Below are 21,589 nucleotides of genomic sequence, written 5' to 3'. Positions count from 1 at the left end.
AACCCCCCCTGTTCCCCGCCACCCAGCTCGACCAATCCCAGTTTCGCCTCTTCCCCGGAAATCACCTGTGCCGACGCTGTCGTCGATCGACACTATCCGCAGAAGCTGACCATTCGCTTCGGAGCCGATAACATTGCACCGGTGCAAATCCCCAGTCCGACACTCAGTTTCCGATGAGTCACGGCCACGGCCACGGTGGCCCCATTCAGATCGGCCCCACCGCATCACGCGTCGTCATAGGCTTGCTCGTCGTCATCGGCATGGTTGTCGTCGCGGCAGCTGTCGCGCTGTGGCCGGACAAGAACACCATTCCCGTCCCGCTCCCCTTTCAGAATGCCGACGGCAGTTCGGTGGAGACCGAGGCGGGCACCGTCACGATGCAGGATCTCGGCGACTGCGGAAGTTCCTCCGCCGGAAGGGTATTCGTCGGTGCACCGCAACCGCCACCCACCTCCGCCTATCAGTGCCAGCGCAGTATCGTCGATATCGAGTCCGGGCCGAATGCCGGAACGAAGACACTCCTCGAGATCATCCCGGGTGCCGGACAACCGGATCTACGGGTCGGTGACCACATTCGCCTGGTGCGTCAGACCGACCCGAACGGAAACACGCAGTACTCCTTCGAAGACTATTCGCGTGGTCTCCCACTGGCGCTGATCGTCATCGCGTTCGCCGTCGTCATCATCGCCGTTGCGCGGTGGCGCGGACTGCGCGCACTCGTCGGTCTGGTGATCGCCTTCGGCGTCGTCGTCGGGTTTCTCCTGCCCGCATTGCTCGACGGTAAGCCTGCGATACCGGTCGCACTGGTCGCCGGCGCGGTGATCTTGTACGCGGTTCTCTATCTGGCGCACGGTGTCTCACTCAAGACCAGTTCGGCTTTGCTCGGCACCCTTGCCGCGATGGTGCTCGCTGCCGTTCTCTCCTACCTCTGTATCGAACTGACGCACCTCACCGGGCTGTCCGAAGAGCAGAACACCAATGTGCAGACATACATCGAGCACATCGACATCACGGGCCTGCTGCTGGCGGGCTTCATCATCGGATCGCTCGGTGTTCTCAACGACGTCACCATCACCCAGGCATCTTCGGCGTTCGAGTTGGCCGAACTCGACAAGCACGCACCCCGCCGAAAGGTGTTCAGCGGGGCGATGCGGGTCGGACGCGATCACATCGCCAGCACGGTCTACACCTTGGTTCTCGCGTACGCCGGCGGGGCGTTGCCACTGCTTCTGCTTTTCAGCGTCAGCGGTCGCCCTCTTCAGGACGTCCTGGTCGGTGACGCTGTAGCGATCGAAATCGTACGGTCCGCGGTCGGCGGGATTGCTCTGGCGCTATCTGTTCCGCTCACTACTGCTATCGCCGTGATTCTGGCTCGCCCACCCGGTAGTGCGGTCAAGGCCGGCCCCACGTCAGGCGGCCGACACTCCAAACGCTGAAAGCGAGCCTCAGAGTCCGGGAATCGGTGGGAGAACCGGTAACAGAATCGGCGGAAGCCCCGGAATGTAGATCGCGGGCGGTGGCGGCGCGGGAGCGGGCGCGGGCGGCACGTAAGTGTCCTGCACGACTGGCGGAGCCTCGACGACCGGAGGGGCTTCCTCCGTCGTCGTCGGGGGCGGGGTCGTTGTGGTCGTAGGCGGCGGGGTAGTCGTGGTCGTCGGCGGCGGCGTAGTCACCTCGGTTGCCACAGGTCCGGCATCCTCGGAATCGAAGACCTTTCCTCCGTAGCCCAATCCCAACCCCACGATCACGATCGCCGCGATCACACCGGCGCCGAGGCCCGCGAACCGTAGCGGGTTTCTCGGCTCTTTGGATGTCGATTCGACGGGTTGTGTCCCGGCGAGCCAGGACGGGTGTGCGGTTCCTGCCCCGGGTGCCTCGCCTTCGTACATCGCCGAGTACGCCTGGGCGTCAACCATCACAGCCTCGGTGTCGGCGTCATGTTCTGTGCCGAATCCGTCCGTGGCCTGGTCACTGTCGGCGACCGCGAGATCTGCGGCCGGATCGAATCGTTGCTCGTGTCGGTTCGGTCGCGGCTGAGGCAGTTCCGCCGCGTAAGGGCTCGGCACCTGTTCCTGCGGAACGGACTTCGTGCCGGAAGCGGCTTCGGACAAGGCATTCGGCCGCTCCGATTCCGCGAGCGTTGCGACCCCTCCGTGGCTGAACGCCTGAACCGGAACGGGTACCTCCGCCGGGGTGTGGATCGGATACGGCGCAAAGATCGGCGCTACAGCCGGAACCTGAACCGGGGCAGATACCGCGCGCGCCGATGGCGTCATCGACGACTCCGCGATCAGCGCAGCGCCTTGCGCAGTCACGAGTTCCGGCTGCTCGGGCGCGATGAGGGGGCACTCCAGCCAAGCGGCGAGGGTCGCCCGCACGATCGGAATGCGTGCACCGCCACCGATCAGGAGAATCGCGTCGGGGTTACGGCCGGACGTTGCGATGACCTCTCGTATCTCGCGTGCGAAGGCCTCCACCGACGTGACGACCAACGAATCGAAAACTTCCCGCGACAGCAGGAGAAGCCCGCCGGGCCCGGGCAGGCACACCGCACTTCGTGAGGACAGCTGTTCCTTCGCGAGTTGGCATCGCGCCTGCAGTTCGGCATCGCCACCCGGGTCGGCCGGCGTAGCTATACGGCGACGCACGGTCTGATCCGAGTAGACGAGCTCGTCGAAGTGATCTCCGCTGACCCGCGTCGACCGGGCGGTGACGACGGTAGACCGCATCTGCCTGTCCACAATGCTGATCGTCGATCCAGAACTACCGATGTCGACGACGACGAGTGTGCTCTGGTCGGTCAGCGCACCGGACTCCTCGAGCATTCGAAGCGTCGCGACTACTTCGGGAACCAGCTCGAAGTTGTCGATGCCTTTCTGTTCGAACGCTGTTTGGAGTGCTCCGGCCTGCGCTTGATCCCGGTAGGCGACGACCGTATTGCTGCCGAGATCGGCATTCTCGGTCAAGGCCACGCCGGTTGCCTCCGCTGCGACTTCCTCCGGAATCTCACGACCGCGATCGACCGCTCTGGATCGGAACACCGGACCACTGTGGTCGGGCGTCCCCGGGCGCGCCAAACGCACAGCGCTGGCTCCCACCGTCACACCCAAAACCAAGTTCATGATCCACCTTCGTCGACCGGCGACGGGTTCCGTCAGCAGACCCCGTCATTCCCCGGCCGGAAGTCTACCCACTGGGCATGGTCTGCGAGGTTCGCGCATCTCACCTAAGGCCTTCTCGCAGCTATTTTTTCGCAACCTGGACGGTCGACCTACCGCCCCAATCCGCGGTAGTTCCAACCGGCGCCGCGCCACAGGTCCGGATCGAGGCAATTTCTGGCGTCAACGATCACCCGCCGCCGAACGAGTGGTTCCAAATCGCCGGGCACGAGTGAGGCGAACTCGTCCCATTCCGTGGCGATCAAGACCACATCAGCATTTCTGCAAGCTTCTGACGTGGAGGTTGCATAGTGAAGGGTGGGAAACAGTCGGCGAGAATTGTCCATGGCCTTCGGATCGAAAACGGTGACCGCTGCCCCGTGCAACTGCATCATTCCGGCAACGTTGAGCGCAGGCGAATCGCGCACATCGTCGGATTCGGGCTTGAACGCGGCCCCCAGAACCGAGACGTTAGCTCCCAGCAAACTGCCATCGCAGGCTGCCGTCACCAGTTCCACAGCTTTTGTGCGTCGTCGCATGTTGATGCTGTCTACCTCGCGGAGGAAGTACAGAGCCTGGTCGACACCCAATTCCCCGGCGCGTGCCATGAACGCCCGAATGTCCTTCGGCAGGCAACCACCGCCGAACCCCAAGCCCGCATTGAGGAACCGTCTACCGATCCGAGCGTCGTACCCGAGAGCGTCGGCCAACATCGTGACGTCGGCGCCGGTCGCCTCGCACACCTCCGCAATCGCATTGATGAAGGACACCTTGGTCGCGAGAAACGCGTTCGCAGATCCCTTGACCAACTCGGACGTCGCCAGATCGGTCACGAGGAACGGCACCCCCGCGCCCAGTATCTCGGCATACACCTCGCGAAGAACGCCTTCGGCGTTTCCCGGCCGGTCACGATCGATCCCCAGAACCAACCGGTCAGGGCTCAAGGTATCCGCGATCGCGTGTCCTTCACGCAGGAACTCCGGATTCCAGGCCACCTCTACCGAGCCACCCGCCGGCGAATTCGCTCGGAGTCGCTCGCCGAGCGCCGCTGCCGTGCCTACCGGCACCGTCGACTTCCCGACTATCAGCGAAGGCTTTCGCAACAACGGCGCCAACATGTCGATCACCGAATGAACATGACTGAGATCTGCGGCGTACTCCCCCTTCTTCTGGGGCGTCCCCACACCGACAAAATGGATGTCGGCAAAATCCGCGGCATCGGCGTAGGAAGTCGTGAACTGCAGCCGACCCGACGCCAGATTCTTCTCGAGCATGTCGGTCAGACCCGGCTCGAAGAACGGGACCTCCCCACGAGACAACTTGTCGACCTTGGACTGGTCGATGTCGACTCCCAGCACGTCGTGACCAAGTTCGGCCATACACACTGCGTGGGTCGCCCCCAGGTATCCCGTTCCGAACACGGTCATCTTCATGTGTTGTTGGTATGCGTCCGAACTTTCCGAAACGCGTACGCCAGGTGGGCGCGAAACCAACATCGGGCGTACGACGAGTGCGTCGCGCGTGCAACCTATGCTTCTGGCATGCACGTTCTCTTCGTTTGTACGGGAAACATCTGCCGATCACCCACTGGCGAACGCCTTGCACGTGCTTATGCCGCCGAAGCCGGAGTTTCCGGATTCACCGCGTCGAGTGCCGGAACCCGGGCGATGGTCGGACACCCGATCGAGCCGACTGCTGCGAGGGTTCTCGCGGGGCTCGGCGGCGACCCCACGGAGTTTCAAGCCCGACGCATGACAACAGCGCTGGCCTCGGACGCCGACCTCATTCTCACGATGACCGAAAGTCAGCGAGACAAAGTCCTGGCGATGGCTCCGGCGCGGCTCAAGCGCACGTTCACACTTCGAGAAGCCGCACGGTTGAGCTCGCTCGCAGATGCACGAACTGTCGAGGACCTCGCCGCCGCCAGGCCCCGATTTCGTGCCGCCGAACCCGAGAATGTCATGGATCCGATGGGTAAGGAAGAGAACGTGTTTCACGAGATCGGACTTGAGATCGCCGATCTCCTCGGCCCGCTGCTCAGCCGACTTCGCTTCGGTGAGCGCTGAGCGCGGGCACCGCGGTCAACTGCGGTAGCGACTTGTCCGACTCGTAGTAGTAGCTGTACTCGTACGCATTGCGTCCGCGAGACGGCGTCATCGTGATGACAGTGCCCAGGACGTGTGCACCCACACTCTGTAGGTTTCCGACCGCGCGCGCCAGTTGATCGCGCTTCGTGGAGCCGTGTCGGGCGATCACCAGAGCACCGTCCGACATCGCGGCCAGGACCGCGGCATCCGTGACGGGTAGCAACGGCGAGGCGTCGATGATGACGTAGTCGTATCGCGCCCGCAGTTCATCGAGAACATGTTTGGCCGTGTCCGTGCCGAGTAGTTCGCTCGGGTTCGGCGGGATCGGTCCGGAGGCGAGCACTGTCAGCCCGTCGAATTCGGTCGGCTGAAGCACATCGTCCAGCGTCGCTTGACCGGAGAGCACCGAACTGACGCCGACGCTTCCGATCAACCCCAGATACTTCGACACTCGCGGCTTCCGGAGGTCGCCTTCCATCAGGCACACTGACTTACCGGCCTCCGCCAAGACAAGAGCGATGTTCACGGCGGTCGTCGTCTTACCCTCGGAGGGAAGCGAACTCGTGACGACGATGACACGCGGTGGATGATCCACCTCGAGGAACTGAAGGTTGGTGCGCAATTCACGGAAGGCTTCGGCACTCACGGAATTTCCGTCACTGAAAGTGATCGCATGGTTGACTTCGACGACTTTGTCGAACGGGATCGTGCCCACCATCGCCGAACCCGCAATCTCTTCCACCGTTCGACGATCCTTCACCGTGTTGTCGAGTCGATCGCGAATCAACGCAAGCGCGATTCCCGACACCAGTCCCACCACTGCTCCGAGAGCGAGATTGCGCGAAGTCTTGGGCGAAACGGGAACAGACGGCTCTTGGGCCTGTTGCTCGACGACCACACGTGCAGGCGGCGTTCCGCCGTTCTCGGGCGTCTCCAGTTCCTTTGCCAGTGCGACGAATTCGGACGACAGAGTATTTGCGATCTCTCGCGCGAGCTCCGGTGAAGGATCCTTGACTCCGAGGTCGATCAACACAGTGTCGGGCGCCGACGTCGCAGTGACCTTGGAGGCCAACTCTTCAGCCGACATCCCGCCGACCACCCTCGGTCCCAGTTCGTCGATCGTCCGCTGCGCAAGTGTCCGGCCGGTCAGGAGTTTTGTATAGGACAGAACTCGCTGCTGTGAAAGTTGACTGCCCTGCAGTGCCTCGTTGACCGAGGTACCCGCCGACGTCGAAACGAACAGCCTCGTCGAGGCCTGGTAAGCGGGCGTCGAAAGAAGAGAAGCGCAAAGGGCTCCCAGGATTCCGAGCACGGTTACAGCAGCGACTATTCGCCATCTGGCTTGCAATATCTTCAGGTAGTCGACAATTTCCATCTTGATGTCTCCTTCGGCTCACGCATGTCCACTGCGGGTCTGAGCGGTCTTTGCCGGTCAGACCGCGAGGGCGAACCGGGCTTTCTCAATTTCGATATCGATCAGCTGCGACGGACGAAACGTCCTGTGCTCACGGGCGTCCCAGTCCGCGGTAGTTCCAACCTGCGCCTCGCCACTCGTCGGGGGAAAGGCAATTGCGCCCGTCGACGATCACCTTCTTGCGAACGACTGCATCGAGATCGGACGGCTGCAACTTCAAAAATTCGGGCCACTCGGTCAACACCAGGACGACATCGGCGCCTTCGCACGCCTCCAACGCATTTGCCGAATAGGTCAACGTCGGGAACAGCGCACGCGAATTGTCCATGGCCTTCGGGTCGTACACGTTCACTGCTGCGCCTTGAAGCTGAATCTGACCCGCGACGTTGAGCGCCGGCGAATCACGAACGTCGTCCGAGTCCGGTTTGAACGCGGCACCCAGAACTGCGACTCTCGCACCGAGAAGCGATCCGCATGCCTCCCGCGCCAGTTCGACCATGCGTGTCCGTCTGCGCATGTTGATGTTGTCGACTTCGCGTAGGAACGTCAGTGCTTGGTCGGCACCGAGTTCACCGGCGCGAGCCATGAAGGCACGGATGTCCTTGGGTAGGCAACCGCCGCCGAAACCAATTCCCGCGTTGAGGAATCGACGTCCGATCCGAACGTCGTACCCGATCGCGTCGGCGAGCACTGTGACGTCGGCGCCGGCAGCCTCGCACACTTCGGAAATCGCGTTGATGAACGAGATTTTCGTGGCCAGGAATGCATTCGCTGACGCTTTGACCAACTCGGCCGTAGCGAGGTCCGTGACGAGAAAGGGAATTCCCTCATCGAGGAGGTCTGCATAAACCTCGCGCGCAGCAGATTCCGCGCGACCGTGTCGACCGCGGTCGACCCCGAGCACCAGACGATCTGGATGCAATGTGTCCTGGACGGCAAACCCCTCGCGCAGAAACTCGGGATTCCATGCGACTTCGACGCCGTCACCAACCGGTGCCAGTTCCCGCGCGCGCTTACCGAGCCGTTCCGCGGTTCCCACCGGCACCGTGGACTTCCCGAAGATGACCGCGGGTTTGGTGAGCAGCGGTGCCAGAGTTTCGATCACGGCATCCACGTAGACCATGTCAGCGGCGAACTCACCCTTCTTCTGCGGCGTACCGACCCCGAGGAAGAACACGTCCGCAAATTCAGCGGCTTCCTCGTAAGACGACGTGAACTTCAGCCTTCCTCGATCGATGTTTCGTCGTAGGACCTCGCCCAAACCTGGCTCGTAGAAAGGAACTTCCCCTGCTGCCAGTTTCTCAAGCTTTGCCGCGTCGACATCCACTCCGAGGACCTCGTGACCGAGTTCGGCCATACACGCCGCGTGTGTCGCGCCCAGGTATCCCGTGCCGAAAACTGCTATGCGAGTGCTCATGTTGCTCGATCTGCTTTCTCGACAGTGTGTGAAGTGTTGATGGGATGGGTAATTCAGGTGCGCACGGCACCGATGTTGTCTCGGTACCACGAGACCGTCGACGCGATTCCTTCGCGCAATCCGATTGTCGGCCGCCATCCGAGTTCACGAATCATGCTCACGTCCAGAAGTTTCTGCATCGTTCCGTCAGGCTTCGAGGTGTCCCACTGCGTCTCGCCGGTGTATCCGACCTCGTCGGCGACCATCGAAGCGATCTCACGAATTGTGTGGTCCTCGCCGGTTCCCACGTTGACGTGCGATGCACCGTCGTAGTTGTCGAGCAGATGCAGACACGCCGACGCCAGATCGTCGACATGCAGAAATTCACGGCGAGGATTACCACTCCCCCAGTTGACAACCAACGGCGCTGCGGACGACTGCGCCTCGTCGTAGCGCCGAACGAGGGCGGGAAGTACATGCGATCCACGCGGCGAGAAATTGTCTCCCGGACCGTACAGGTTGGTGGGCATCGCCGAGATCCACGATCGACCATGCTGCCGCCTGGCAGCTTGAACATGGAGTATTCCCGCAATCTTTGCTATTGCATAGGCGTCGTTGGTCGGCTCGAGATGCCCGGTGAGCAGGTATTCCTCCTTGATCGGCTGCGGCGCCAATTTCGGGTAGATGCACGATGATCCGAGGAACAGGAGACGCTCGACGCCGTGCGCAAGGGCAGCGTCGAGCACGTTCACCTGGATACGGAGATTCTCCGACAGGAAGTCGACGAGGAACGTGCTGTTCGCCGCAATCCCACCAACTTTTGCTGCTGCAAGGATCACGTTGGTCGGCTTTTCGCGGGCGAAAAAATCGAAAACAGCTTCCCGGTCACGCAGATCGAGTTCGGCGGAGGTCTGTCCGAGCAACCGGGAGAAGCCGGCAGATTCCAGTTTTCGCCACACCGAAGAGCCGACCAGACCTCGGTGTCCAGCCACGTAGAACGGTGCGCCTCGATCGAGTGGCCGCGCTGCGAATGAATCACTCATCGCGTCGCCAACCAGTCGGGAAGTGCCGGAGTGTCGATCCACGGGCGCCCTTCATGTTCGAGCGCTTCGATGTCTGCCTCGACCATGATCCGGGCCAGTTCGGGTGTGTGCACGCCGGCCTTCCAACCGAGTTTGCGCTCGGCATAGCTCGGATCACCGATCAGTGCGTCCACCTCGGTCGGCCGAAGATACCGTTCGTCGAATCGAACGTGGTTCTCCCAGTTCAGACCTGCGTGTTCGAAAGCGACTGTGAGGAAGTCGCGCACCGAGTAGTTGCCACCGGTGGCCAGCACAAAATCCTCAGGCTCGTCGACCTGCAGCATGCGCCACATTCCCTCGACATACTCCGGCGCGTACCCCCAATCGCGTATCGCATCGAGATTACCCATGTACAGATGATCCTCGATCCCTGCCTTGATACGTGCGACCGCCCGCGTGATCTTGCGCGTCACGAACGTCTCACCGCGCCTGGGGGACTCGTGATTGAACAGAATTCCGTTCACCGCGAAGATTCCGTACGCCTCACGGTAGTTCTTGGTGATCCAGTACGAGTACACCTTCGCCGCACCGTAGGGCGAGCGTGGATAGAAGGGCGTCTCCTCGTTCTGCGGCGGTGGTGTGGCACCGAACATCTCAGAGCTCGACGCCTGGTAGAACCGGCAGTCGAGTCCGGCCATCCGAACCGCCTCCAGTAGTCGGATCGACCCGACACCTGTCGTGTTCCCCGTGTGTTCGGGTTCGTCGAAGCTGACTCTGACGTGAGACTGCGCAGCGAGGTTGTAGACCTCGTCCGGTTTGATCTGCGCGAGCAGCGTCACCAGGCGCGCTCCGTCACTGAGGTCACCGTAGTGAAGGAAAAGCCGTGCATCCGCATGGTGGGGGTCCACATAGATGTGGTTGATCCTCGAAGTATTGAACGTCGACGATCGACGGATCAGTCCGTGCACCTCGTAGCCTTTGGAGAGCAGCAACTCGGCGAGGTAAGAGCCGTCCTGTCCCGTGATTCCGGTAATCAGTGCGCGTTTCATCCTGCGTTCCTTCCGTTGCGGGACAGCCCGCCTGATAGTTGCGAAACCACGGTTGTGGTCCGTATTCCTCCGAATCGCCCGGCAGACTTGATCTCGCTCATGTGCGTCCCCCCGAACGGCCGAGGAACTTTCGAATGTCGCGCGATGCCAACCGAACGAATGTCGAGTTACCGAACAGGTAGCGCCGCCACAGACGTTTGGGTTCCGATGCAAGTCGATACAGCCACTCGAAACCCGAGTTCTGGACGAAAGATGGCGCCTCCGAGACAGTTCCGGCCAAGAAGTCGAAGGCCGCGCCGACACCGACGGCCACGTAGTCGGTTCGATCCGCTATCGCCTTCGTGACAAAATCCTGCTTCGGAGCTCCCAAGCCGACCCAAATGATGTCCGGGGCCGACGGACCGACCTTCGTGATGATGTCATCGACGAACTCCATGCTGAACGCGGCAAACGGCGGGGCATAAGTGCCAGCCACCTCGATGCCCGGGTATAACTCCTCGACTCGATCCGTCAAGAGGCTCAACGTCTCTTCTGTCGTGCCGACAAAATGGTGACGAAGGCCGTAGCGGCGCCCCTTGTCCAGGGTGGCCTCGAAGAACGACGGACCCCGGACTGGTCGAACACCGACGTGATCGGAAGCGGTGCCGCCGATCAGGCGCATCACCCAGTTGACCGGGGTTCCGTCTGCGAAGTTCACACCGGGACCCTTCAAAACCGCGGAGTAGTCGCGATCGCTGTGCGCCGCCGACACGCAGTAGGAATTCGACAACCTCACGGAGACTCCGGTTCCCGCTCCCTCTCGCCTGTCGTTGACTACCCAATCGGTTGCTCCCTCGAGATTGGTCGCGGCAAACGGAATGCCACCCACCTCGATGACCTCGAACGGACTGCTCATCTGTCTCACCACTTCTTCGAGTTCGTTTGTTGACGTTCATTGCACTGGCCGTAGCTGCGCGACAAGACCGATTTCAACCGAGATCGAGTCCAATCACGCTGCGGTTCAAAGAAAGAAAGTTCTGTCTCGACAACCGATCGAGCGATACGAGAGGCGAGAGTCGAGGCCGGAGCAACCGGGATCGCCACGGCGTTACTACCGGCCAGTGTCGGCACACCGCCGAGATCCAAACAGACCACCGGGAGGCCCACCGCAGCCGCTTCGGCCGCCACCCAGCCGCCCGAATCGTGCATGCTCGGGAAGAGCAGAACGGAGGAGGCCCCCATCTCGCCCACCACTTCCGATCTGTCGAGCCACCCGCGAAGCGTGACCTGACCGCGCCGATACGGAAGCGACTTCTCGATCCGCCCGCGGGCGGGTCCCTCCCCGACAAAGGTCATGGACCACTCGGCGCCCAAATGCTCGAGCGCGTCCAGAATCAGGTCGATTCCTTTGTACTGCAACAGTCTTCCTACGAACAAGAGCCTTCGTTTCGGCCTGGGTACCGCTTGCTTCTCGATTCCGTCGTAGTCCAGAACACAATTGGGTTGGATGACGACGTTGCGTGCCCGCGGTGCGCCACGCCCGCTGTCGGAGTTCATCGCGATGAAAGTGTCGACTCGTCCGGCCATGAAGACATGTGTCAGTGACCGAACGGCTTTCGTCGAGCAGGTTCGAACTGCCGTGGTTGCCAGATACCGCATACCGATGCGCTTGGCGAGCGGCATCGGCGGGTAGGTGTTGCCCCCGGCAGGCCCCCATACGAGTCGTGCGCCGCCGGCTCCACCGAACAGCACCGGTGGTGGCAGCCAGTCGGAGGCGAAAGTTGCATGGTGCAGGACGTCGAAGTTTGCCGCTTCACGCCGAACGAACAGTGAAGTGTGCCAGAGCCATCGGAGGTATCGACCGTACGATCCGGCTTCTTCCGCGGTCAAAGTCGCTATTCGCACGACACGAACTTCGCAACCGAGCTTTTCACACTCCGATTCCAAAGCAGGAGCCTCACCGGAGCGAGTCACCACCGTGATCGACTCACACAGTTCGGAAGCCGCCGAGAGAAGCGCCCAACCCGCACCGGATTCACTCCCCTGATTCGGATCGCAGGCGTATGCCGTCATCAACAACCGTGTCATCGCGCTACCACCAGCCTCTGTGCGCGCGGCTTCCGAGAATCGCGGCGGCTGAATCGCTCTGAGAACCAACCGATGTTGCGTGCACCGTGGTCGAGAACCACGCGTTTGATCCGTGGACTGATCAGGGCAACGGGGATCAACGTCGCCGACGCGAGTACGAGCAGAGCGCGTTTGGCACTCTGAGCCGTCAACAGTGGCAGGTCGAGCTGTCCCTGACAGACCGCGAGGATTCGTCCGTTGTTGACATACCGGGCGAAGAGCCAGGAGTCCCGACGCCGATTCTCGTCGACGGGTTCGTACGCAAGCGCCTCGTCGCACCACAACAACCGGACACCGCCGGCGCTCATCCTGAGCGTGAACTCGGTGTCCTCGCCGCCAGGTAGATCCCAGTCGTCACTGAAGTTCAAGCCGTTCAAAGCCTTCAGGTCCAACAACAGATTTCCAGCGCCTGCAGACGCAACCGGGGTGCCGGTCGAATGGCGAACGCGAGTGTGCAATGGAAGTTCTGAGGCAGGCAGACCCACCGGAATCACAGGACCGGCCACAGCACCTGCGTCGAAATCTGCGGCGCAGGTGAGGAGATTCGACAGCCAGTCGACATCGACGTACTCGTCGTCGTCGACGAAGACGATGTAACGACGATCTCCTGCACGGGCGAGATCGACCAGCGCACGTCGCGCCGGAGATACCCCGCCGAATCCGAGATGCAGTCGTTCGATCCCGTCGGCAACATACGTCGGTGTGGTGGATTCCGGATCATTGTCGCCTACTACGACCTGGGCGGAGACACCGGAAGCCTGGATCGATTCCCGGACGCTGTCGATGCATACAGCCAGTTCCGATTCGCGACGGAAGGTCAGAATCGCCACTATGACGCCGCTGGGATTCTTCATGAGAGGTCAACTTTCGGTCGGGCGCCACGGTTCATCGAGACCAGGAGTGCGACGCTCGCGCTGACGCACGCCGACGCGGCCAATGCTCCTGCGACGTGGACGGCGCTGTCGGTCAGTCCTGCCCCGAGAACGATCAGAAACTGCAGAGGCAACAGCAAGGCGCGAAATCTGTTGAGGTTTCCCGTCTTGTCCACGACGCGGATCGACGTGCCGACTCCCAGCAGAATCCCGTTGAACGCCACCGCCAACCCGCAGAGCAGAATGACCGGTATCAAGTTCGGAAAGTGCGGTCCGACCAGATGATCCATCAATCGCACTCCCGAGAGTCGAATCTCGAGCATGAGACAGATCAGCGAAACGCAGATGATCGAAACCCAGAAGATCTGCAAGCCCACTCGGCGGCCGAGTGCCATGCACTCGCTCGGGCTCATCGCTTCGACACCACTGCCGAACTTACGCATCAGAATCGGCGAGATGCCCGCGAACATCAAGGACAGTGGACCGAGCAGTGTCTGGGCAGTTCTGATCTCACCGATCATCGATATCGACGCCACCACGGTGAGTATCAAGAACATCGCCTGCTGCGCAGCTGATCCCATCAATATCTCGATCGCAAACGGCACGGATCTATATCGGTGAGTGCGCGAGTACCTGACCGACGGCACCGGCGGTACCAGACGCATGGATGCGTGACCGAGCGCGAGCGCGACGAAGACACCGACCGTATAGGTCACGAGTGCAAGTGTCAGATTCTCGACCAGGAAAGCTGCAATAAGGACGAACGAGAGTGTCACGATCTGTATCGACGCAGAGATCCAACTCGCTCCGTCGTGCATCAGCATCGTGCGTATCACGTCCAAAACCACGAAACCAGCTGCAGCCAAGGCGTATACCGTGAGATTCATCGAGTCCGAGCCGGCGATCACGAACAGTGCCCACACCAATGTCACCGATACCGCCGCCAGCACGATCGTAGGTGCCAACGCCGGTCCACGCTCGTCGGACCCCGCCCCTCGCGACAGCCAGACGTCGACGCCGATCGCTCTCCCCAGTGCCAGTGCCAACAGACCCGCCGATTGAATCACGGCAACCTGGCCGACTTCGATCGGACCACCGAGTCGTGCCACCGAGGTGAGAACGACAAAAGTGAGGACGCTCGAAAGCCCTTGATCGGCCATGAATGTCACATGCCGAGTGCGATCGTTCACGATCTCACCTCGTTGATGAGCTCACGCATCGACGTCGCCGCTTTGCGCGATGTGAAGCGATTCGAGTAGTGACGATAAGCGGATCTGCGTATCGCCGATCGGTCGTCCGCTCCGAAGATTCGGTCGAGGGCCTCGCGTATCGACGACTCTTCCAAGGTATGGAGAGGCGTTCCGCCCGGTCCGACGATGTCCGCGAGTGCACCGCTGGTTGCGTAGATGACCGGGGTGCCAACCGACATCGACTCGATCGCAACCCGCCCGAACGGTTCTGCCCATTGAGACGGCACCACGGACGCCGCACTGTCGCGGAGTATCTCGATCACATCTTCGTGTGAAGTGAATCCGGCCAGCGTGACGTTGTCGAGAGCTGCGCTTATGCTGGAGATCTCGCCGTACTGCGGTCCGTCACCGAGAACTGTGAGCGAGGGACTTCCAGCGCCCTGCGGCCAGTTGCGCACCAAGTCCAGGACGCCCTTCTCCGGTGTCAGTCGGCTGACGCACACAACCGAATCAGTGCTCCGGAACTCGGGTTCATTTTCTTCGAATCCGAAGTTCGGACGAACCACGACGCGACCAGAATCGATCAGTCGTCCCTCGACCAGACGTGCTGTCATTGCGCTCGTTGCGACGAACCTGTGCTGCTTCCACCCCAAGACGCTCAGCTTGACCGCCGCAGCGCTCAGGTAGCAGACAAGGCTCTGCAGTCGGCTGTTTCCGTAGCATCCGTTGCGGACACAACTCGTGAAGTAATTGGTGGAACCGCATTCGGTGCACGTGCCATCTGCGCGCAACTTGGCTGACGGTGTGGCCAGGCGATAGTTCCGAACCGCCTGCAACGTAGGAATTGCGGCGGCTCGTGCGGCCACGAGCAACGAAGCCGAGAACGCCGGCCAGAGATTGTTCACGTAGACGATGTCCGGTCGCTCCGAACGAATGATGCGCAACGCATCGACGAGTACTCGAGGACTGAACACTGCGGTGACTGCCGCCCACGGTCCCCGGGAGATCTTGGAATTCTCGGTGGTGCACTGAACCGTCTCGTATCCGATCGACTCGAGGAGCTTGGATTCGTTCGCGAAGCTCTGCTCCTCACCACCCGGATTCCGATAGATCGCATGGAACATCAAGGCTTTCGGCGGCGTGGATCCACCGGCGGACGTCGGGTTCACTTCAGGCTTCGAACGCGCCACATCGAACGACTTGTACATCTCACTGACCTCCTCTTCGCTCCGGAGCGAACCCGTACGCACGACCCCTACGGATCGACAATTCGGCGTTGCCTGCACTGTGAGAGCGGTGCGTCGAGGGTCCGTACGGCGCCAGGAAGACCCATGCGATCAGCCACATGGCGCCGAAGAAGAGCGTCGACTCCGTCAAGTCCATCGAGAAGACGAGAACCATGATCGCGACGACGGCGATGTACTCCGTTCTGCTGCGAGCTCGCCCGAGCGCCGTGTTCAGAAGCAGGTAGTAGCCGGCCAACAGCAGCAGGAATCCGATCCAACCGATCTGGAGACGAATGTCGAGCATTCCGTTGTGCGCGCTGGTCGCCGGAAAGGACAGCTTGGACCGGATCATTTGTCCGACAACGCTGTCAGGTGCCCAGACCGAGCCGAAGCCCCAACCGAGCAGGGGCCGCTGTTCGGCGTAGTACTCGGACACCGTCCAGAGATGCAGCCGGCCGGTCAACGTGACATCTCGCGAGAGTAGCGCTGCGACATCGGGTCCGAGCACCTTCATCGCGCCGGACACCCCGATGTACAGCCCGATGATCACCGTCGAGGCGAGGCGAACGTTAGGTGTCCGTCGAAGGCACTTCAGAGCAAGCACTGTCGCCAGCGCAATCCCTGCAGCGACGAGACTGGTCTGGCTCCGGGCTTCGAACAACACGATGCCGGCAACAGCCAACGCCGCCACCCACGGAATACGCTTGACGTCGGGAAGCATGAGCATGACAGCAACAAGGACAACTTCGATCGCAGCCATTCGGCCCAAAGTATTCTTGTGCGTGAAGATTCCGCGATAGGCAACAGTGCGGGTGTCCACATCGATGCCGGTCGAAGGATCGAGGACCACGACCATCAGCGACAGCACGAGTAGTACCAGCAAGGTGACGGCCACAGTCCGCACTCGCACCGGGAAGGTCAACTCGCGGGCGACCATGATTCCCGTGATCGCCAGGCACACGATGACGATGCCGGCGACGACGGAGTTCCGGGGCAACGTCGACCAGTACCAGCTGGTTGCCGGAACGCCGGCCGCGATCAGAAGCGTGAAGACAGGCCAGGACGCGTTGCGTGAGTATCGCCGGTCGAGGAAGTAGACCAACGCGAGTGTCGCCGAGAGAACAGCCGAACCGTGTACGAGCAACGATCCGAGCGCTGTCTTCTGCGTGTAGGCCTGAAAGGCTCCGCTCGCGCCGATGACCGCGATCACCAATGCCGTTCGCAAGATCAGCGGATTGTTCGGTGCCTCATTTTCGCAAGGCGCCGGTGTCGCATTCTTGTCAGTAGGCGCCATCACTTCCCACCACCGCCTTGAGCGTCTTCGCGACGATCATGACGTCACCCATCATCGACCAGTTGTCGACGTAGGAAAGATCAAGGCGGACAGTGTCTTCCCACGACAGATCAGAACGTCCGCTGACTTGCCACAGCCCGGTGACACCGGGCTTGACCAGTAGCCGGCGACTGACCGCATCGTCGTACATCTCGACCTCGCGCCGAAGCGGTGGCCGCGGTCCGACGACGCTCATCTCGCGCCGAAGAACATTGACGAACTGGGGCAACTCGTCGATCGAGTACCGACGCATGAAGCGACCGACCGTCGTCACACGCGGATCATCTCGCATCTTGAAAAGCACTCCGGCGCCTTCGTTCTCCTTCATCAGCGCCGTGACTTGAGAATCCGCGTTCTGGACCATCGAGCGGAACTTGAGCATGGGGAACGGCTGCCCGTCCAACCCCATCCGCTCGGACTTGTACAGAACCGGCCCCTTGCTCGTGAGCTTGACTGCGATCGCAGCCGCCAGAAGCACCGGACTGATCACGGCGAGTACCACGGTCGAGAAGACGATGTCGAAGGTCGTCTTCGTGAACTTCTGCGCGCCGTGATAGCGCGGACGCTCGACATGGATCAGCGGAAATCCAGCGACCGGGCGCATCGACAACCTCGGTCCGGACACATCCAGAATCCCTGGTGCAACAACAAGGTCCACATGATCGCGCTCGAGATCCCAGGCCAACGTGCGCAGCCTTTCCGGTCCGAATCGCTCCGACGCCGTCACTGCCACCGTGTCGGCACCGACCTGATCGATTGCGTCCGCGACACTGTGCTCGTCTCCGAGCACCGGAATGTCCCGACCGTTCACTGTGACAACTTCGCCCACGTCTCCTCCGTAGCCAGGTACGCAGACTCCGACGACTCGGTATCCATGGGCATCGTCGCGCTCGAGGTTGCGTGCAAGATCGACAACCGCCCCTCGCACACCGACCACAAGTACGGCAGTTCGAAATTCACCTCGGGCTCGCTCACGAGCAATCACCCGTCGCCAGATCCAACGACTCGCGATCAAGGCGGTCAATCCCATCGGAAACGCCACGGCGAGGTACAGGCGCGCGATCTCCAGGTGAAGGAGAAGGCTGGCAATCGCAATCAGTCCGAACAGGCGGAGCGTTCCGACAGCGATCAATCGGTACTCTTCAGGGCCGCTTCCGATCACGCGAGGAGATCTGGTGCGAAATACTCTCAATACGGCGAACCAGCCGATAATCAGGGCGAAAGACAGTGCGGTGTAGCTGAAATGGCCGAATGCTTCACCGTCGACGACGTCCGCGTCGCTACCGAATCGCCACCATTGAGCCAGAAACACAACTGCCGCAACAATGATCGTGTCGGTGATCGCCAGACGACGAAGATACGCAGATTGCCATTTCCTGCGTGCGGAAACTCCACCAGCCCTCTCCGGCGCTACTCGTCGGTGTTGTTGTGGCCGTTCTTTCGTGGGCGCGGCCATCTCGAGAACCGTCATGTGTTCAGAAACCTTTCCCCATGCACAAAATTCGGCCTGAAGCTGTTCGCCGGCCGAGGTCCATCGGACCGCCTTGCCGAATCCCGAAACTTCGACAGCGAAGCAACTGCTCCGCATTGCTGCGTTCAGTGCGAATGGTCGCATTACGTGCGCCTTGCAGTTAACCCGGCGACTGTTGTCAGGCCTCGGCCCAACTGTCGATTATTGCGGCATTGCCGCAGCTCACACCCCATGATTGAAGCAGAGTCCATTAACGACCCAAACACAGGACGATCGGCGATTTCTCCTCGCCCGCTGACGTCGCCAGCCTCGATATTGTCAGGACTCACGCCTTGGCAATTCTTCGGCTAGCTGGTCAGTACCAGTGAGGAGTTTGCCACATTCCGGACAGTGTGGCAATAGCGCTTTCCGAACTTCTTCCGAACGCCAGCATTGAGGTCAGTTATTCACCCTCTAAGCAGGAGGGTGCGAACATTCCTCACCATTACCATTGCGTACCTATAGTTTTCATCGCCTTGATCAATTGGACTCCACGTTTGGACGGAAACCAGCACGCAGTTGGTAATCGCTCTGCAAACCATACTTTGATGCGTTCGGCGTCGCCTCAGACCTGGACGATTGTCCGGCACTTGGCCTCTGCGCGCTTGACTTTCGACTGGCCGGCAATGCGCGAACCTACGATCGGGCGACACCGAGAATTTAGACATGCGAAAGGAGGAGCCTGGACCGCCACTGACCGTCTATGCGGTGCAGAAAGATTTGCAGCACAATCCAATTCGAGAAGGGGGAATTGTGCAGCCGTTCGACTACAAAGCGGGGCGACCGCTACCGACGGCTATGTCCATGGCAAGCGTGCGCGGCCATGGCAAGTGTGCGCGGCCATGGCAAGTGTGCGCGGCCACGTATAGGTCAACTGACGCTCGACATGCTCGTTGGCGCAGTAGCGGAGCGTGTCTCTCGAACAGCCGAGGTTGCGGTCGACTGATCAGCTGGGCGCACGCTCGCGAGTAGACCCCCGCAAACCTCGATGGCCTTGCGTGAACCCACGTTCATCTCGTTGCGGGCAATCAGGACTCGACCGAGGCCCACCGGTTGTGTGGCATACGTGAGCATCTCCTGCAGAGCCGTCGACGCGATACCTTGCCGGCGTTCCGGCGGCCGGACTCCATAGCCGATATGACCACCGAAATCGGCCAAGATCTCGTTCATGCTGTGCCGCATCTGGATAGCACCGAGATACCGGCCGCCGCGAGCGATCCACCAGTTGGTTGCCGGGACAATGTCGGGCCCCGTCCACGACTCTGGCTGCGCCAACAGCTACTGCACCCACTGCCTGAATCCAGCACGGGATGCCAAACCGAGATCTAGACGTTGCGCAACTCCAATCGCCGAACCGTGCTGGTCCGCCTGCGGTCCGCCATACTCGTCACACGACTCCAACAGGAAGCCCACAACGGCTCGTCAGGCGCAACCAGATGAAAGCCACAGCGGCACCGGTCAAGTAGGACAGGTCAGACCGCAGCGTCGCAGACTCAGAGGACCCGACTAGTGAATTGCGTCCGATTCACCACATAGAGAAGGGCCCTCGAGCATTGCTCGAGGGCCCTGTGAGGCGTCGGATTTAACGTACGACCAGATCAGTTGACTGTCGACGTTACCCTTCGTTCGCCGACTGGATTGCTGTCCACGGAACCTCCCACGGCCACGTCTGCGACAACCGGATCGGAATCGTAGTAGTACTTGTACTCGTAGACACCACGACCGTTCAGCGGGGTCATCGTGATGACAGTGCCGAGAATTGTCGCGCCCACACTGTGGAGATTGCCGACCGCCCTGCTCAGCTGATCCCTCTTCGTCGAGCCGTGACGAGCAATCACGAGCGCACCGTCCGCCAGCGCTGAAAGCACTGCAGCATCCGTAACCGGAAGCAACGGCGAGGCGTCGATGATGACGTAGTCGAACCTTCTGCGGAGATCGGTAAAGACTGCATGGGCAGTGTCAGTCCCCAGCAGTTCGCTCGGGTTCGGGGGAATCGGACCTGAAGCAAGAACCGTCAGGTCAGCGTTGCTCGTGACTTGAAGTACGTCGTCGAGATCTGCTTGCCCAGCCAAGACCGAACTCAGACCGACGCTTCCGATAAGTCCAAGGTACTTCGAAACGCGAGGCTTACGGAGGTCACCTTCGACGAGACACACCTTCTTGCCTGCCTCGGCCAGCACGAGTGCGATGTTCACCGCGGTCGTGGTCTTTCCCTCGGAGGGAAGAGAACTCGTGACGACGATGACACTCGGTGGACGATCCACGGCCAGGAACTGCAGATTGGTTCGCAGTTCGCGGTACGCCTCGGCACTTGCGGAGTTGCCCTCGTGGAAGTTGATCGCTTGATGAACTTCGCGTTCCTTGTCGAACGGAATTGTTCCCACCATCGCCGCGCCGGCGATGTCTTCGACCACCTTGCGCTCTTTGACGGTGTTGTCCAGGCGATCACGCACGACAGCCAATCCGATCCCCAGCAGAAGCCCGATCGCGGCACCGAGCGCCACGTTCCGCGAAGTCTTCGGCGACACCGGTTCCGCGGGAGTTTGTGCTCGCTGCTCGACAACGACGCGCGCCGGCGCTGTGCCACCATTCGCGGGCGTACCCAGATCTTTGACCATCACGACAAACTCGTCCGACAGCGCATTTGCGATTTCGCGTGCCAGTTCAGGCGACGCATCTTGCACGCTCAAATCGAGAAGTACAGTATCCGGCGCCGATGTGGCGGTCACCTTCGACGAGATCTCCGCCGCGGACAGCCCACCCAATCGATCTGACCCCACTGCATCGATTGTTCGCTGCGCGAGCGTCTCCCCAGTGAGGAGCTTGGCATAGGAGGTGACCAACTGCTGTGAAAGCTGGTTGCCTTGGTAAGCCTCGTTCACGGTCGTTCCAGTGGAAGTCGACACGAACAGGCGCGTGGAAGCCTGGTAGACCGGTGTCGCAATCAACGAGGCACCCAAAGCGCCCAAGATCACAACCACGGTGACGACAACGACTATTTTCCACCGTGCCTGCAAGATCTTCAGGTAGTCCCGTACATCCATCGTCGAATCTCCTTCGGCTCGAGCACGTAGTACGTATTCGAGTAGTAATCGACAGCCGCTTGTCGAGCCGCTGCACTCAATCCAGGCTGAACGAGGCAGCCAATCTTTTTATCGCGCGTCCCTGCGTCACAGAGAGGTCGATCCCGAAACAGGCAGGGACAAGAAACCTTCGTGGCATCTCA

Annotated in this window: 17 protein-coding genes; 2 read left to right on the top strand and 15 right to left on the bottom strand. The window is 61.0% G+C overall.

The features are described 5' to 3' along the window. Positions 1–173 precede the first annotated feature (173 nt). Complete coding sequence (locus tag B0E55_RS18365; protein ID WP_030535944.1) at positions 174–1,436, top strand: YibE/F family protein; 1,263 nt, start codon at positions 174–176, stop codon at positions 1,434–1,436. Between the two features lie 9 nt (positions 1,437–1,445). Here the strand turns inward: B0E55_RS18365 and B0E55_RS18360 are convergent, their stop codons facing one another. Next, the gene (locus B0E55_RS18360; RefSeq protein WP_241896089.1) at positions 1,446–3,122 is read right to left on the bottom strand and encodes an Hsp70 family protein; all 1,677 of its coding nucleotides are present in this window, start codon (positions 3,120–3,122) and stop codon (positions 1,446–1,448) included. A gap of 149 nt (positions 3,123–3,271) precedes the next feature. Further along, a complete protein-coding gene (locus tag B0E55_RS18355) occupies positions 3,272–4,591 on the bottom strand; it encodes a UDP-glucose dehydrogenase family protein (RefSeq protein ID WP_080910172.1) in 1,320 nt (439 codons plus the stop codon). 108 nt (positions 4,592–4,699) lie between these two features. Between B0E55_RS18355 and B0E55_RS18350 the strand changes: the two genes are divergently transcribed. Continuing rightward, positions 4,700–5,224 carry an arsenate reductase/protein-tyrosine-phosphatase family protein gene (locus B0E55_RS18350; protein ID WP_029254712.1) on the top strand — a complete coding sequence of 175 codons (525 nt, stop codon included), beginning with the start codon at positions 4,700–4,702 and terminating at the stop codon, positions 5,222–5,224. Here the strand turns inward: B0E55_RS18350 and B0E55_RS18345 are convergent. The 13 genes from B0E55_RS18345 to B0E55_RS18285 form a co-directional block, all read right to left on the bottom strand. After that, complete coding sequence (locus B0E55_RS18345) at positions 5,196–6,620, bottom strand: polysaccharide biosynthesis tyrosine autokinase (RefSeq protein ID WP_080910171.1); 1,425 nt, start codon at positions 6,618–6,620, stop codon at positions 5,196–5,198. The genes B0E55_RS18350 and B0E55_RS18345 overlap by 29 nt on opposite strands. Before the next feature lie 130 nt (positions 6,621–6,750). Beyond that, entirely contained in the window at positions 6,751–8,076 is a 1,326-nt protein-coding gene (locus B0E55_RS18340; protein ID WP_020968758.1) for a UDP-glucose dehydrogenase family protein, read from the bottom strand. A gap of 53 nt (positions 8,077–8,129) precedes the next feature. After that, complete coding sequence (locus B0E55_RS18335; RefSeq protein ID WP_020968757.1) at positions 8,130–9,098, bottom strand: GDP-L-fucose synthase family protein; 969 nt, start codon at positions 9,096–9,098, stop codon at positions 8,130–8,132. Further along, entirely contained in the window at positions 9,095–10,126 is a 1,032-nt protein-coding gene (gene gmd / locus B0E55_RS18330) for a GDP-mannose 4,6-dehydratase (protein WP_080910170.1), read from the bottom strand. Before gmd ends, B0E55_RS18335 begins: the two co-directional genes overlap by 4 nt. Positions 10,127–10,223: 97 nt before the next feature. Next, positions 10,224–11,021: a WecB/TagA/CpsF family glycosyltransferase gene (locus B0E55_RS18325; protein WP_080910169.1), complete on the bottom strand. Its 798-nt coding sequence runs from the start codon at positions 11,019–11,021 to the stop codon at positions 10,224–10,226. Positions 11,022–11,026: 5 nt separating this feature from the next. Then, positions 11,027–12,193 carry a glycosyltransferase family 4 protein gene (locus B0E55_RS18320; RefSeq protein WP_080910168.1) on the bottom strand — a complete coding sequence of 389 codons (1,167 nt, stop codon included), beginning with the start codon at positions 12,191–12,193 and terminating at the stop codon, positions 11,027–11,029. Next, the gene (locus B0E55_RS18315; protein ID WP_080910167.1) at positions 12,190–13,086 is read right to left on the bottom strand and encodes a glycosyltransferase family 2 protein; all 897 of its coding nucleotides are present in this window, start codon (positions 13,084–13,086) and stop codon (positions 12,190–12,192) included. The genes B0E55_RS18320 and B0E55_RS18315 overlap by 4 nt, the downstream gene beginning before the upstream one ends. Further along, positions 13,083–14,294, bottom strand: a complete 1,212-nt coding sequence (locus B0E55_RS18310) for a hypothetical protein (RefSeq protein WP_080910166.1) — start codon at positions 14,292–14,294, stop codon at positions 13,083–13,085. The genes B0E55_RS18315 and B0E55_RS18310 overlap by 4 nt, the downstream gene beginning before the upstream one ends. Continuing rightward, positions 14,291–15,502: a glycosyltransferase family 4 protein gene (locus tag B0E55_RS18305; RefSeq protein WP_080910221.1), complete on the bottom strand. Its 1,212-nt coding sequence runs from the start codon at positions 15,500–15,502 to the stop codon at positions 14,291–14,293. The genes B0E55_RS18310 and B0E55_RS18305 overlap by 4 nt, the downstream gene beginning before the upstream one ends. Before the next feature lies 1 nt (position 15,503). Next, positions 15,504–16,814: an O-antigen ligase family protein gene (locus B0E55_RS18300; RefSeq protein ID WP_080910165.1), complete on the bottom strand. Its 1,311-nt coding sequence runs from the start codon at positions 16,812–16,814 to the stop codon at positions 15,504–15,506. Next, the gene (locus tag B0E55_RS18295) at positions 16,801–18,324 is read right to left on the bottom strand and encodes a sugar transferase (protein ID WP_029254705.1); all 1,524 of its coding nucleotides are present in this window, start codon (positions 18,322–18,324) and stop codon (positions 16,801–16,803) included. The genes B0E55_RS18300 and B0E55_RS18295 overlap by 14 nt, the downstream gene beginning before the upstream one ends. Before the next feature lie 909 nt (positions 18,325–19,233). Beyond that, on the bottom strand, positions 19,234–19,638 hold the full coding sequence (locus tag B0E55_RS32220) for a GNAT family N-acetyltransferase (protein ID WP_241896088.1): 405 nt from the start codon (positions 19,636–19,638) through the stop codon (positions 19,234–19,236). 323 nt (positions 19,639–19,961) lie between these two features. Next, positions 19,962–21,407, bottom strand: a complete 1,446-nt coding sequence (locus B0E55_RS18285; RefSeq protein ID WP_019747429.1) for a polysaccharide biosynthesis tyrosine autokinase — start codon at positions 21,405–21,407, stop codon at positions 19,962–19,964. Positions 21,408–21,589 lie beyond the last annotated feature (182 nt).

The organism is Rhodococcus sp. 66b, assembly GCF_002076325.1.
GTDB lineage: Bacteria > Actinomycetota > Actinomycetes > Mycobacteriales > Mycobacteriaceae > Rhodococcus_F > Rhodococcus_F erythropolis.
This window is presented reverse-complemented; position numbering and strand designations above follow the sequence as displayed.

What these genes read in the sequence shown, in the direction of transcription:
- B0E55_RS18350 (WP_029254712.1), top strand. Translation starts at nt 4,700, where the DNA reads ATGCACGTTCTCTTCGTTTGTACGGGAAACATCTGCCGATCACCCACT.
- B0E55_RS18365 (WP_030535944.1), top strand. Translation starts at nt 174, where the DNA reads ATGAGTCACGGCCACGGCCACGGTGGCCCCATTCAGATCGGCCCCACC.
- B0E55_RS18295 (WP_029254705.1), bottom strand. Translation starts at nt 18,324, where the DNA reads ATGACGGTTCTCGAGATGGCCGCGCCCACGAAAGAACGGCCACAACAA.
- B0E55_RS18285 (WP_019747429.1), bottom strand. Translation starts at nt 21,407, where the DNA reads ATGGATGTACGGGACTACCTGAAGATCTTGCAGGCACGGTGGAAAATA.
- B0E55_RS18355 (WP_080910172.1), bottom strand. Translation starts at nt 4,591, where the DNA reads ATGAAGATGACCGTGTTCGGAACGGGATACCTGGGGGCGACCCACGCA.
- B0E55_RS18320 (WP_080910168.1), bottom strand. Translation starts at nt 12,193, where the DNA reads ATGACACGGTTGTTGATGACGGCATACGCCTGCGATCCGAATCAGGGG.
- B0E55_RS18345 (WP_080910171.1), bottom strand. Translation starts at nt 6,620, where the DNA reads ATGGAAATTGTCGACTACCTGAAGATATTGCAAGCCAGATGGCGAATA.
- B0E55_RS18305 (WP_080910221.1), bottom strand. Translation starts at nt 15,502, where the DNA reads ATGTACAAGTCGTTCGATGTGGCGCGTTCGAAGCCTGAAGTGAACCCG.
- B0E55_RS18325 (WP_080910169.1), bottom strand. Translation starts at nt 11,021, where the DNA reads ATGAGCAGTCCGTTCGAGGTCATCGAGGTGGGTGGCATTCCGTTTGCC.
- B0E55_RS18340 (WP_020968758.1), bottom strand. Translation starts at nt 8,076, where the DNA reads ATGAGCACTCGCATAGCAGTTTTCGGCACGGGATACCTGGGCGCGACA.
- B0E55_RS18360 (WP_241896089.1), bottom strand. Translation starts at nt 3,122, where the DNA reads ATGAACTTGGTTTTGGGTGTGACGGTGGGAGCCAGCGCTGTGCGTTTG.
- gmd (WP_080910170.1), bottom strand. Translation starts at nt 10,126, where the DNA reads ATGAAACGCGCACTGATTACCGGAATCACGGGACAGGACGGCTCTTAC.
- B0E55_RS18335 (WP_020968757.1), bottom strand. Translation starts at nt 9,098, where the DNA reads ATGAGTGATTCATTCGCAGCGCGGCCACTCGATCGAGGCGCACCGTTC.
- B0E55_RS18300 (WP_080910165.1), bottom strand. Translation starts at nt 16,814, where the DNA reads ATGGCGCCTACTGACAAGAATGCGACACCGGCGCCTTGCGAAAATGAG.
- B0E55_RS18315 (WP_080910167.1), bottom strand. Translation starts at nt 13,086, where the DNA reads ATGAAGAATCCCAGCGGCGTCATAGTGGCGATTCTGACCTTCCGTCGC.